Here is a 13068-nt window from a genome sequence, read left to right on the forward strand (position 1 = left end):
GAGTCCGAAACTAGAAGCGCAGCATGCCCGTGATCGCAAAGGCGGTCAGGGTAGAAGCTATCGTGATGCCGGCTCCCGTGCAAAGCTGTCCCAGTGTGTGCTCCTTGATGTTGATCTTGGCTACGGCGACAAGGACGAGCAGGAGATAGGAGATCGCACCTGGCCAGCCATACCTGATGGTGATGGCCGTCGCGGGACCTGACACGCCGGCTGCATGCCCCGAGGCTTTGTAGTGCAGAAGGTTGATGATCACGAGACCGACGACCGTGAACATGTAGGACAGCATCAGCGCCAGGAAGAGACGCGCTTCGCGGAAGAAGACAAGCATGACGATGGTTCCGATCATGTAGCCCGCAATGCTCAGGACGAAGGCCACCTTTCGTTCGCCCTTGTAGTCACCAGGGTGGCGCACCATGTGGAACCACGCGCTCAGCGGGATGAGGCCGATGCATATAATGCCGGTGAGACATGCTCCAAGGTTCTGATTCGGCTCGTCTATCAGAAAGAAAAACACAAAAGTCAGAACAGCGACGACAGGTGCGTCCAGGAGGTACGTCCACAAACGCATGCGTTTCGTTCGGCTGATCATAGTCGCACTCCTTTGATTCTCAGTTCCTACGAGTCAGAGACTCAGTAGACAAGTATAGCGCAGAATCGGGCGTCGGGCCTCCGCAAGCTATGCGACCAGTCCCGAGAAATACCCCCCGCTCCGACGAGGAGCAGGGTGATAATCACAGTGACAATCAAGAAGGGTACGCCTGGAGAGTTCCTGTTTCCTTACTTCAGGCCGTGTTCGGCCAGGTACTTCCTCTCCTTCTCTCCGTGTACGACGGTGAGATGAGCCTTGATCTGTTCCCAGCTGGGGCCATCAAGAGGATACCAGCGAAGGATGACTGCACAGGCGAGCAGAAGTACCGCAGGCATGAGAAACCATGCTCGCACGATGCCGGCTTCAGCCGAGATACTCTGCATGCCCTTTGCGAGTGACTGGTCATAGCTTGCGCGTGACAGGAATCCGAGGAAGACAGCTTGCGCCAGGCTCATGGCGGGCTTGGTGACGAAGCTGTTGACGCCGGCATACATGCCTTCGCGCCGCAGCCCTGTCGTGTGCTCATCTGCGTCGATGACATCACCATTCATCAGTGGAATGAGGTACATGCCACCGGCAAAGCCCACACCGATCAACAGAAAGGCGATCATCATCGGAATGAGCTGGTGAGGGAACAGGAGACCGACGACGCACCCGATGCCGAACATGAAAGCAAACGCGCGCACACAGCGTTTGACACCCCAGACGTCGCGACGGTTGAGGAACAGCAGCAGGCCCAGGACTGCCCCGACAAAGAGCGAGCCAAGGGTGAGGGCGGTCCCCGTGCTCTTTGCGACGCCCATGCTCACTTCGTCATAGTAGTAGTAAATACCCTGCATGAGCTGATTCTGGACATAGATGACGGTGAAACTGATAGACTCGAACACAACAAAGGACTTGTTGCGGAAGCAGGCACCCAGAGACTTCCAGAAATTGAACTGTTCCTCTTCCTGCTGGAAGTGGTTCTCCTTGTAGAAGAAGGTGCTGGCATAGATCACCGCCGCCATGAGGATGCCAAGACCGATCATGATGAGTCGGTAGGGTGTTGCATCCTGGCCGGGTCCCGGCTGGATGAGCCCGATGGCGATGGGGAAGGCGGTGGAAATGAGGCTGAAGCCGATTTTCCAGATAAAAATGCTGCTTCGTGCTTTGTTGGAGACTGCCATTTCATACGGCATGATGTAGACGGCAGTTGCAATGGCCGTATAGAGGGTATCGAACAGGAACATGCCGATCAGCATCTGGATGAACAGTGCGGTCTGGTTGCTTTTGAACCCAGGCACGACAATCCAGAAGATTGCGAAAGCTGCTGCGTACAGGGGTGCCCCATACCGGATGTAGGGAATACGGCGGCCGAGTCGGCTCCTGGTGCGGTCACTGATGTACCCAAACAGTGGGTCGTTGAACGCATTCCAGATGCCGAAGAGCAGCCATACGATGGAGGCAAGTCGTGGGGCCAGTCCCATGACGCGCGTGAAGTAGTAGGTCAGCGCTGCGCCTTCGGCGATCGAGCAGAGGATAGCTGTTCCGCCGTCAGCTGCTGATACCCAGATACGACTGTGGAGAGGGACAGACTCTTCGCGAAGCGCTTCCCCCGACGCAGGTCCTGAAACTTCTCCAGCGATTCTTGTGCTTGTGCCCTCGAGCCCCAGCTTGTCCCTCGTTTCGTTATCCATATCGGTCCCTCCGCTTCAGGGTCCCGCGGGACCCTGAGATACGGTCAGTATAGAGGCAACAGGTTTCCTGCATAGCTGAGAGCTGCCTTGTTGTGCATCCCCTGGCCGGGGAGAAGCGTGTCGTCCTCCTTTCACTGGTCGTCTGTGGCAGACGATTTCAGCGTGGGAGCCCGTGGGATCTACGGGGCAGTGAGAGGGACTACCCTCAGGAACCTGAAGAACACGGCGACCACGATGGCGATGCCTACGGCCGCGACGGAGCACATGAATAAGAGGACGCGCTCCAGTCTCATGAACTCGCACAGCGACGAGACGAAATCGTCCAACGTCTGCTGACTCCCAGCCGCGAAGTAGTGGTCGAGTGACCGCAGGAACCGCCTCAGACGACCCCAGAGGAGAAGGGTAATGATGCCTGTAGGAATGCCGACCACGAGGAGGATCTGAGGATCTGCAGAATGCCGGTGGCGAACATGTACCGGGAGACGGAGCCTGATGCCCGTGAGAGTTCCCGAAGGCGTTGGGGGAAGGGGATTTGCGGTGTGGACAGAACAGCTTGCCGATCGAGTTGCGGGGAATCTGGGTCCATCTTCGTTCCCTCCTCCTATGAGCCTGACCTCTTCTGTAGTCGCCATGAGCGGCACTCGCGCTGGTCATCCAACGAGAGACGTTTACATCGGCATGGCGATGTATTCCGCACGCAGAGCACCGTTGCAGCTTCTATCTCCTTGCGAAGGCGAGAAGCGACCGATCTGAGCAAGCATCGATGAGAACAACATCTGACATAATCCTAGCTGAACCGCACGAATACTCAACCTTCCGGGCCAGTCCAGAGCAACACCGATTGCTGCAGCTGGGGGACGGAGGAGGAGTGTCTCTGATTGGTCCTCCATTCGCATGCAGTATAGCGGCCCAACGGTTGGTTTGCGCTAGCGGCGGGCACGGGACTTGGCAGAAAAGGCGGCCAGATGCCAAATCCGCCGCCGTGGCTGAATCCGTTGGGGCAGGGGCGTGGCCCCACCCGTCCGCTGCATGTTGTGTCGGGTGCGTCACCTACAGATGTACAGCAAATCCATAGCTGCAATTACGGCATGTACGCCACGCAGACGGTGTCGACGCAATCCCCACAAGCATGCTCGATTCGTCAATGATGATCTACCATCGTGGCGATTCAGCCAGTCGCCTGCGTCCCGCGACTCCCACGAAACAAAAAGGTCAGCACAAACCCTGCGACAAATCCGCCGATGTGCGCCATGTAAGCTACGCCGCCCGTGTCCGCTGTCTTGGCAATTGAGCCGATGCCGCTAAAGAACTGCAGAACGATCCAGAGCCCAATGACTATCAGCGCGGGCACTTGAATTACTTGTTGGCCCTGTAATACTCTGACCTTTCCCTGTGGGAACAGCAAAATGTAAGCGCCGAGCACCCCTGCAATCGCCCCCGATGCTAAATGCCAACTGTGCAAAAGTTGCCGCAAGCCCGCAGAGTAGGTAGAAGATTGTGAACTTGATGTGCCCGAAATGCAAACTCTTACCATGTAATTGTACCATATTGTCACAAGCGCCTTCCATCTCTGGAAGACGCTTCTCTATTCTCCTTGTTTCAGGTTCGAACCGTAGGCCCAAACCTGTAACTGCACATCCGACTCGATCCACGCGGGGTGGGTGAGGGGGGCAGTTACGGTCGACTAGCTCCGGGCTCCGTTTGTGGCTTCTCGTGACAGGAGTGGTGCATCGGAAGCAAGCATGATGAGCGATGGCGTAGAGTGTTCCGCGACGTGAGCTCGAGGGCCATCGACAGGCTTGAACCAGCCACACAGCAGCATCATGCTCAGAGACCAACGAGTCTGAAAGGCTCGCTGACGTCGCGACTGGGCGAGGGGAGTCGGTGGGGTTCGAGAGAAGTACTGAAAACGTAGTATTGATGCGGTGGTGGAGATAGGGGCGATGAACCACGCTGCCGAACACCCCTCAGCCGAACTCGAGGGCGCCGTAGTGGACGCTCTTGCAGACGCGTTGCTCCGGGTCCGGTCTCCCAGTGGTCACCAGGATTTCGCATACATCGTTCGCGCGGTACGTGGGCCGTGCAGAATCGCCGGAAACCTCCGTCTGCCTGCAACCGATGGAAAGCCGCCTAACTGTCCACCAAACAGACTCCCGTTACGCTTTGCAGTACAACAACGCTGTACGAATTGCCCAAGACGCGGCACGTCATGGCAGAAACGGTTGACTGTATCTACTTCACGGCTCTTCCTCTGAAATGAGAGGACGACTGATCGTCTTCAGGGTTTCCTGGTCCATTCGGCCTTCTTTGATGAGTTCATTGCCAGCTCTTCTCACCGCATCCAGCACGGCCTGACCATCCCGAGTAACCTTGCCACCGGCCCTCATCGCATCCGCATGAGGCCTCAGAACTGCTCCCGCGAACTCGGTGCTTGCATCTTCAGCTAGCTCCTTGACGATGCGCACGACGGTGTCGCAGTTCTCGACCTCCCACCACCCGCTTGTCGCGACAAGCACGATCTTCTGGATGCCGACGTCCTCACGAAACCTGGCTCGCGTACGCCCTTGGCGCCTCTCCAACTTTGGCTCGATGAGAGGCATGAGCCTGTTCACGACGTTCTGCATGTCACCCGGCAAAGGAACATAGACCGGGGTCGCCAGGATGAGGACATCGGCGGCCTTCAGCTTTGGATAGAGCAATTGCATGTCATCCTGGATACAGCATTCTCCAGGGCCATCGTTCCAGCAATACATCTCCCCACAGGTGCATGGCTTGACCTTCAGACGGCTCGCATAGAGTAGCTCGACTTCAGATCCAGCGTCCATCATGCCTTGGATGAACGAAGCCAGAACCAAGGCCGTATTGCCCTTCTCCATTTGGGGGCTGCCATTGATTGCCACTGCTCTTGCCACAATAGCCTCCTACGATCACTGATAATCGAACTCCTGAGGAAGGCTCCAGACTCATAAACTACTGCAATTATACTCGGCTGCAGTCTCAATACCAGAGATCGAAGAAGCATTCGGAGAGCGCCTCCACGAGGAGAGCGCCTCTTTCTCAAATTGACGTCGTTTTTTGGCTGCCCTGCGTTCAGATGTGCCTGTTCCTCTACCATCGTGACCTTCTTGTATTCTTGCATCGTGAGCTCCATTCCCGCTGCTCCTTTCTCATCCCAAGGACCAGCGTATTCTGTCATCGTTCACGTACTTTTTCTCATGAGTTTACGGAGACATTTCACGTACAGTTTAGCTGAGTCGATGCGGTAGTTAGGAATTTCCCGTGACTTGTATACAATCATCATGTACAGGATTCGATCATTCCCGCAGATGCGGTTTGAATCAGAGGAGACGGGTACGATGAAGAAGGCCTTGATCCGAAAGGATGCCTATGTAGATTCCGTGTTCCTGATGCTGATGAGCAGGGACCTCGAGAGACGTGCTGATGTGGTGTCAGCCACCGTGGTGATGGGAACCCCCATGAATATCGATCTCCTGCGTGACCAGGGGTTCTCCACCGATGAGCTGGGAGAAGCTGGTTCCGCTGACCTGGTCATCGCACTGGAGTGCGAAACCGAATCGGCCTTCGAAACCGTCGTCGCCGCCGCCAAGGATCTACTAGCCGGAAAGAAGAAGAGGTCAGCATCAGGTGTCTCTGAAGCCGCTCCACGTTCGATTGATGGAGTCCTTGATATCCTTCCCGATGTGAATATCGCTGTGATTTCTCTTCCCGGGGTATACGCGGCTCGGGAAGCCCGAAAGGCCTTGAACAAGGGTCTGCATGTCATGCTCTTTTCCGATAATGTATCCCTGGATGAAGAAATCGCTCTGAAGAATCTCGCAAGGGAAAAGGGTCTTCTGGTGATGGGCCCCGACTGTGGCACCGCCATCATCAGCGGCAAACCCATCTGTTTCGCGAACGTGGTTTCCCACGGCCCCGTGGGCATCGTAGCTGCCTCCGGTAGCGGGCTACAGGAAGTGGCCTGCCTTATCGATCGTTTTGGCAGCGGAGTCAGCCAGGCCATCGGCACCGGTGGAAGGGACCTGAAGAACGAGAAGGTTGGCGGCGCCACCATGTTGGCGGGAATCGATGCCCTCGGCGCCGACGACGACACCAGTGTAATAGTCGTCGTCTCCAAGCCTCCAGCACCTTCGTTGGTGGCACAGGTTATCGCGGCGCTGGAAAGAACGGGGAAGCCTGCCGTGGTACATTTCATAGGATGGAAAACTCCCGAGGGTGACACCACAGGCAACATCCGTTGGGCATCGAACCTTGAGGAGACAGCTCGTCTCGCCGTGCGACTCGCGGGAGATTCCGGAGAAGTCTCCCGGAAGGATTCCGCTTGGCCTTTTGACAGGAACAAGGCGGAAATCGACACCCTGGTGGAGAAAGAAACGAGAGACATGGAGAGAGGCCAGAAGTTCATCCGGGGGTACTATACGGGTGGCACGTTGGCTGATGAGGCACTGTTCCTTCTCCATCGTTTGACTGGGGCGGTGTATTCAAACAACCAAACCGATCCCGCATTCATGCTGTCGAATCCAAGAAAATCGATAGGACATACCGTGGTGGATCTGGGGGACGACGTGTTCACTGTAAGGCGACCCCATCCAATGATTGAGCCCAGCACCCGCACAGACCGCATCGACGCGGAACAAGAAGATCCTGAGATTGCTGTGATGCTGGTGGATTGTGTGCTGGGATATGGCTCCCATCCGGATCCCGCTGGGGCCATGATCCCCTCATTGGTAGAAGCCAAGAAAGCGGCCCGCACCCGTGGTGGATATCTATCGGTGATCGCATCTGTAACGGGAACCCCAGGGGACGTTCAAGGGCTCAATGCACAGGTCGCAAAGCTTGAGCGGGCAGGGGTCGTGGTGATGCCTTCCAACTATCAAGCTTCCATGCTGGCGGTACGGATCATGGAGAAGCAGACCGGTCTGTCCTCCAAAGCGGCCGCAACGGGGTCCGAGGCCCTTCCCACACAAGCTCCGGCCACTACCGTGCCATATAGCACGGCCACCGCCGGTCTTCATCATATCCTCTCCCTGTTTTCAAAGGGTCCGATAGTGGCCAATCTGGGCCTGGAATCATTTGCGTCCAATCTGCGTGCGTGTGGTGCCGCGGTGGTCCAAGTCGACTGGGCTCCGCCGGCTGGCGGCGACATCCACATGATTGAAGTGTTGGATCGGTTGGAGCACTCGTGCCGGATGGATATCGATGGTGCCAATGCACAGGCAGTACGGCGTATCCTGAAAGGAAGGCCGGTTATCGAAGGAATCGGCATAGCCAAGGACGTCGTTCCAGGCATGCGTTCCAATCTGATTCTTCACGCAGGTCCCCCGGTGACTTGGGACCGCATGTGCGGCCCAATGCGTGGAGCAGTCATCGGTGGACTCATGTACGAAGGACTGGCTGCCTCACCAGAGGAGGCCGAGAAGTTGGCCGACTCGGGAAAGATATCGTTTGAACCCTGCCACCACCATTCGGCGGTGGGTCCCATGGCCGGCGTCATGACGAGCCGGATGCCAGTCTGGATCGTCAGAAACGAGACCCATGGGAACAGGGCGTATGCCACCCTGAATGAGGGATTGGGAAAGGTGCTTCGATACGGGGCGTTCTCCAGCGAAGTGCTTGATCGGCTCCGCTGGATGGAGTCGGTTCTTGCCCCCATCTTGAGCAAGACGATCGAACGGCACGGCCCCATAGATTTGCGAAGCCTTGTCGTGCAGGCCTTGCAGATGGGCGATGAGGGGCACAATCGCAACAGGGCGGGGACATCGCTGCTCATACGGGAACTGGCTCCACATCTGGTCATGCTGGACGAGAAGAAAGAGGCGCTCTCCGAAGTGTTGTTGTTCATGCATGGGAACGACCATTTCTTCCTTAACCTGTCCATGGCTGGTGCAAAGTGCATTATGGACGCAGCCGCAGGAATCGAGGGAAGCACGGTCATCACTGCGATGGCCCGCAACGGCACTGAGTTCGGTATCCGGCTCTCAGGGTTGAACAACCGCTGGTTCACCGGTCCCGCCTCCATGGTGGAGGGTTTGTACCTGCCAGGTTTCGGTCCGCAGGACGCAGCTCCGGACATTGGTGATTCGGTCATCACTGAAACCTCCGGAATCGGCGCTTTCGCCATGGCCGCATCACCGGCCATTGTGAAATTCGTTGGTGGAGTTCCGGCTGACGCGATCGCCTACACCAAGCGGATGTACGAGATAACCCTGGCCGAAAACGAGGAGTACCGAATTCCGGCTCTGGACTTCCGGGGCACTCCGACGGCTATTGACGTACGGAAAGTCGTGGAAAAGGGCATTCTTCCGGTGATCAACACCGGCATCGCCCACAGGAAGCCTGGTATTGGCATGGTGGGGGCCGGTTTGGTGAAACCCCCGGAAAATTGTTTTCGGGATGCACTGGCAGCTTTCGCAGAGGAGTATTGCAATTGATGCCACGCGTCGCAGACGCGATGTATGACACACCACATTCGGGAGGGATACGATGAAGGTTATCGATTTGACGATTCCGCTGGGTATCGGGACTCCACCATGGCCAACATACATCCCCTTGCAGGTCCAGTATTTCAAGCGCCTGGCTCCGAATGGAGCGAACGCACAGGTGGTGACCCATTCGAACCATGTCGGTACTCACCTTGACGGTGAGATACATTTCTACACGCCAGGCAAAGATATCGCCAGTCTGGACATGGATTTCCTGGTGCACGAGGGAGCCATCGTGGACCTGTCCGACATCTGTGCCGACTACGATGTGTACACCTCCAATATGGTAGAAGACCGGGTGGAGGTGCGTGAAGGGGATATCCTCATCATTCACACGGGATTTCACCACTATGGCTGGGATCAGCCGACGGCAGACGAGATCCGTTACATGACCAAGCATCCGGGTCCTGACCGGGAGTTCGCCGAATGGGCCAAGAAGAAGAAGCTCCGCTGGATCGGGGTGGATTGCGGCAGTGCCGACCATCCCATGAACACCAAAATCCGGGAATGGATGCCCAGGCAGGCCAAGGAATGTGACGCGCATTTCAAGGAGAAATACGGGAAGACCCTGGAGGAAGTCTTCACTGAGGACAAGTACCAGCTCATGCACATTGAGATGTTCAATCATGGGCTGATCCATGCCGAGTGTGTCGGCGGTGATATCGACCTTCTGCTTAACCAGCGGGCTGTCATCGGCTGTTACCCCTGGCGATTCGTGGACGGCGAGTCCTCCATCGCGCGCATCGTTGCCCACGTGGAGGATGAACGCTATGAGGAACTCATGAAGAAAAAGGCGAAAGCTGAACTGACACGCTTCGGCGACGTGGCCGGTGCCCGGAACGCTTGGCTTCACGAGGAAGCCCGCAGCAAGTGAATGATCTCGTGATGGGCGTACAACGAATCGTTATGCCCGTGAAGGTGCTTGATGTGTGTGATGCTACGCCTCGAGGCATAGCGCAAAAGGAGAGAGTACATGGCCATTGACGAGATGGAGAAGAAACTCAGACCCCCGGAGATTCCGCTCAAACCCTATCCACCCAAGGTCATCACCCTTGCTTCAGGGGAGAAGATGGTCGTCCGGGAGGCCAGACGTGAGGAGACCGGTACACTGCTTGGGACCATTTATCCTCTCATCGGTGTCCCAACGGATTTCTATGACATCGTCGCCGTCCGGATGTATGCCGAACTGCTAGGCTGGTACCGCTATCGGGTGGCCAACGAATTCGTGATTGTCGGTGCGGTCAACGGTGTCATCGCGGGTATCGTGACGAGCCGCCACGTCAGCAGTAAGCTCGGTATGAGCCTGCATACGCTGACCATCAAGCGCGGCCTCCGCGTCGGAGCCCAACTCTTCGCCGCAAAAATGGAGCACCATCTCGATGACTTGGGAGAGGAGGAAGTCCATATCGTCGCAGAGAGCCCGAACGGATTCAAGCGCTGGATGATCGAGTACCAGCTTGAGGATCGTTCGTCGCAGTTCCCCGAAGTCCGTCACGAATTGGGTGGCGTCCCCACGTATGTGCTCACGCGCAAACTCTGGGAAGCCGTGAGGGACATCAAATGCACCGGCACGCGCCCTGTTCCTGAACAGGACCTCAAATCGGCCGAGAAACTCATCATGCCCAGCGAGTATCCCCAGATTCCAGGTTTCAAGAGGTAGCATATGCCCGCCAACGTTGGTATTGTCGGGATCGGGCATACACGGTTTGGCAACTCGTCCGAGTATGACTTGGCGGACGTCATGGCCTATGCGGCCACCGACGCCCTCCAGGATGCCGAGTTCCTTGAACGGAGGCGGGAGGTCGATCAGGTCATCGTCGGCAATATGGCCTCCGGGCTGTTCTGTCATCAATCGGCTGTGGCGTCTTCCGTGGTCAGTCGCATGGACATGGAGCCGGTACCCGCCGAGTTGGTGGAGAACGGGCCGGCATCCGGGGCCAGCGCCATCAAGATCGGCTATATGGCCGTCGCTTCTGAGATGGCTGATATCGTCCTGGTGGTTGGCGGGGAGGTCATGCGGAAGGTGAGCGGCTGGAACGCCACCGACGTAGTGGCTACCATGCTCCACACCGAAGCGGAATACAACATGGGGCTGACCCTTCCCGCGTTCGGAGGCATGTTCACACGGCTGTACATGGAGAAGTACGGTCTGACGGAACGGGACCTCGCCTTGCTGGCGGTGAAGAACCACAGGAACGGGGCCAGGAACACGTACGCGCACATCCAGCTTCCCTGTACCATCGAGGCCATCGCTGATGGACCCGACGCGGCGGTGGTGAACAACTACATAGCGGAACCCTTGCGCATGTATTCTACCTGTCCAGTCTCCGATGGGGCGGCGGCGCTGCTGTTGGTGAACATGGATTCCCCGAAGGCGAGGGACTTCAAGAAGAGGCCTGTTCGTATCGCAGGAGTCGCCAGTGCCACGGACACGCATTGCGTGCATAACCGCAAGGATCCCCTGAGACTCGAGGCGGTCAGGTTGGCTGCGGAAAAAGCCTACAGGATGGCAGGTGTGGGACCAAAGGATATCTCTTTTGCAGAACTCCATGACGCCTTCTCCATCCTGGAATTGGCCATTAGCGAGGAAGTTGGATTCTTTGAGCGGGGAAAGAGTTTTCTGGCGGTTCGCAGGGGGGAGACCGACATTGATGGGCGGCTTCCGATCAACACTTCGGGAGGCCTTAAGGCCAAAGGTCATCCCGTGGGCGCGACCGGCGTCTCACAGGCGGTGGAACTTGTCAGGCAGCTTCGCGGAGAGGCAGAGGAAGGGCGACAGGTGAAGAATCCGAAGTACGGCATGTCCGTCAATTTCGGAGGATTCGGCAACAACGTGGTCGCGCTTATCTGCGCAAAGGGTGAGGGCTGAGAACATGATAGATTTTGGTTTGTATGATGCCAAAGCACCAACAATCATGGCCTACAGGTGCCTCACCTGTGGAACAGTGTACTATCCAGCCCCCATGGTCTGTGGGAAGTGCTCCGCACGACGGGATCCAGTGACTGGGAAAGGATGGGAAGCCTTTGAATTGGAGGGATCCTGCGAACTCCTGACCTGGACTCGGGTGTGGAATTTGCCGGAAGGATACACCAAGAAGTACCTGTTGTTTGGGATTGTGCAGTTCGAAAACGGACTGAGGGCATCGGGACAACTGGAGGTAAAAGACCCGAAGACTGGCATGAAACTGAATGCCACGGTCAAGGAGTCGGACGAACGGCCTGGCAACCCGGTGAATGTATTCGTCTTCAAAGAATAGGTGCTGACGAGGAGATCCTGTCATGCCTGGGCCGACCATGAGCGGAGTGGATACTGCCATAGGGGAGGCTCCGTCCATGCACACCGTCGTATCCGAGGATCGCGTGCCGGTGGTTCTCACGATGAGGACCGCGTTCCCGGAACCTCCTTTCCGTTGCACCGTACACTCTGTCTATCCCTCCGCGGTGAATCTGATTGATGAGCTAGGCGGGCGTCTCTTCACTCTGCTGTCCGATGAAGCATTGGCGCCCCCCATGGCAGCGACTGTTCGATATGCGAACGGCGATGCTGTTCAGTTTGACACGCTGGGGCTGAAAAAGGGTGTTGCAGCGTATGCCGATCACACGACGCTGGTTTTCGACGGTGGGCTCTCGATTTCCTTCACAGGGGCACACCGGACAGATCCATCGGAGGAGACACCTCCAAATGGGCTCGTATGGGACTTGGATGCGGTGGTCGCTTGTGGCAGACAGTTGTCGGTTCTCCAGGAAGTGGCTGGCGCTGCGCTCCGATGGGAAGACTTGTCGCCCCATCGTTGTGATGGCGGGATGTTCGTGAGGCGGTTCAGAACCGGGGTTCTGGCATTGGCTGATGCCTTTGCCACCTCTTCCCGTGGGACAGCGACAGCGGTTGATGCGGCTATGAACCTTGTGGGTCTAGGGCCGGGGCTTACACCTGCAGGAGACGATTTCCTCTGTGGATTCTCCCTGGCGGCGTATGTCCGAACGAACGTGCCAAAGGATACACCACGTCATGTTCCCTTGAGTTTTGTAGAGGAATGGCTGAAACAACTGCTTGAGCAGGCGGGAGGGGATGTTCCACGAACCGGGGCGGTTTCTCTCTCGTTTCTACTCATGGCCCAACGTCGGCTTTTCTCCCGCGCTCTTGTCGGTTTGGCCAGAGCCTTCACCAGCGAAGAACCGGTTCGCATGAATCGATGCATGGAAGCGCTCATAGTTCTTGGCCGCCTGGGCCATAGCTCTGGTTACGATGCCGCTACTGGTTTTCTGTTTGGCCTTGAGCCAAACGCGCCATCGGTGGTGTGAA

At 57.0% G+C, this 13068-nt stretch carries 10 protein-coding genes and 1 pseudogene; 6 read left to right on the top strand and 5 right to left on the bottom strand.

Features of this window, described 5'->3' with window-relative positions:
- Positions 1 to 10 precede the first annotated feature (10 nt).
- The 5 genes and pseudogenes from C0398_03600 to C0398_03620 all read right to left on the bottom strand — a co-directional run bounded on the left by C0398_03600 (position 11) and on the right by C0398_03620 (position 5141).
- Positions 11 to 589 (bottom strand): hypothetical protein, encoded by a 579-nt coding sequence (locus tag C0398_03600; GenBank protein MBA4365079.1) that lies wholly within the window; start codon positions 587 to 589, stop codon positions 11 to 13.
- Between the two features lie 188 nt (positions 590 to 777).
- Positions 778 to 2265, bottom strand: coding sequence for a hypothetical protein (locus C0398_03605; GenBank protein MBA4365080.1), 1488 nt, complete (start codon positions 2263 to 2265; stop codon positions 778 to 780).
- A 179-nt stretch (positions 2266 to 2444) separates the two neighbouring features.
- Positions 2445 to 2906: a hypothetical protein gene (locus C0398_03610; protein MBA4365081.1), complete on the bottom strand. Its 462-nt coding sequence runs from the start codon at positions 2904 to 2906 to the stop codon at positions 2445 to 2447.
- A 527-nt stretch (positions 2907 to 3433) separates the two neighbouring features.
- Positions 3434 to 3833, bottom strand: a pseudogene (locus tag C0398_03615) (hypothetical protein).
- A gap of 669 nt (positions 3834 to 4502) precedes the next feature.
- Entirely contained in the window at positions 4503 to 5141 is a 639-nt protein-coding gene (locus tag C0398_03620; protein ID MBA4365082.1) for an iron-sulfur flavoprotein, read from the bottom strand.
- A gap of 480 nt (positions 5142 to 5621) precedes the next feature.
- Here C0398_03620 and C0398_03625 point away from each other — a divergent pair, with 480 nt between their 5' ends.
- The 6 genes from C0398_03625 to C0398_03650 all read left to right on the top strand — a co-directional run bounded on the left by C0398_03625 (position 5622) and on the right by C0398_03650 (position 13067).
- On the top strand, positions 5622 to 8714 hold the full coding sequence (locus tag C0398_03625; GenBank protein MBA4365083.1) for a succinyl-CoA synthetase: 3093 nt from the start codon (positions 5622 to 5624) through the stop codon (positions 8712 to 8714).
- Between the two features lie 52 nt (positions 8715 to 8766).
- Positions 8767 to 9639, top strand: coding sequence for a cyclase (locus C0398_03630; GenBank protein MBA4365084.1), 873 nt, complete (start codon positions 8767 to 8769; stop codon positions 9637 to 9639).
- Between the two features lie 99 nt (positions 9640 to 9738).
- Positions 9739 to 10425, top strand: coding sequence for a hypothetical protein (locus C0398_03635; protein ID MBA4365085.1), 687 nt, complete (start codon positions 9739 to 9741; stop codon positions 10423 to 10425).
- A gap of 3 nt (positions 10426 to 10428) precedes the next feature.
- Positions 10429 to 11634, top strand: a complete 1206-nt coding sequence (locus C0398_03640; GenBank protein ID MBA4365086.1) for an acetyl-CoA acetyltransferase — start codon at positions 10429 to 10431, stop codon at positions 11632 to 11634.
- 4 nt (positions 11635 to 11638) lie between these two features.
- Entirely contained in the window at positions 11639 to 12022 is a 384-nt protein-coding gene (locus C0398_03645; GenBank protein ID MBA4365087.1) for a DNA-binding protein, read from the top strand.
- Between the two features lie 22 nt (positions 12023 to 12044).
- Positions 12045 to 13067, top strand: coding sequence for a hypothetical protein (locus tag C0398_03650; protein ID MBA4365088.1), 1023 nt, complete (start codon positions 12045 to 12047; stop codon positions 13065 to 13067).
- Position 13068 lies beyond the last annotated feature (1 nt).

The organism is Coprothermobacter sp., assembly GCA_013824685.1.
In the GTDB taxonomy this organism is placed as follows: Bacteria; Caldisericota; Caldisericia; order Cryosericales; family Cryosericaceae; genus Cryosericum.

Bases quoted from the DNA above. Each gene is read 5' to 3' on its own strand.
- C0398_03640 (MBA4365086.1), top strand. From the start codon at position 10,429: ATGCCCGCCAACGTTGGTATTGTCGGGATCGGGCATACACGGTTTGGC.
- C0398_03605 (MBA4365080.1), bottom strand. From the start codon at position 2,265: ATGGATAACGAAACGAGGGACAAGCTGGGGCTCGAGGGCACAAGCACA.
- C0398_03645 (MBA4365087.1), top strand. From the start codon at position 11,639: ATGATAGATTTTGGTTTGTATGATGCCAAAGCACCAACAATCATGGCC.
- C0398_03620 (MBA4365082.1), bottom strand. From the start codon at position 5,141: ATGGAGAAGGGCAATACGGCCTTGGTTCTGGCTTCGTTCATCCAAGGC.
- C0398_03635 (MBA4365085.1), top strand. From the start codon at position 9,739: ATGGCCATTGACGAGATGGAGAAGAAACTCAGACCCCCGGAGATTCCG.
- C0398_03630 (MBA4365084.1), top strand. From the start codon at position 8,767: ATGAAGGTTATCGATTTGACGATTCCGCTGGGTATCGGGACTCCACCA.
- C0398_03650 (MBA4365088.1), top strand. From the start codon at position 12,045: ATGCCTGGGCCGACCATGAGCGGAGTGGATACTGCCATAGGGGAGGCT.
- C0398_03600 (MBA4365079.1), bottom strand. From the start codon at position 589: ATGATCAGCCGAACGAAACGCATGCGTTTGTGGACGTACCTCCTGGAC.
- C0398_03625 (MBA4365083.1), top strand. From the start codon at position 5,622: ATGAAGAAGGCCTTGATCCGAAAGGATGCCTATGTAGATTCCGTGTTC.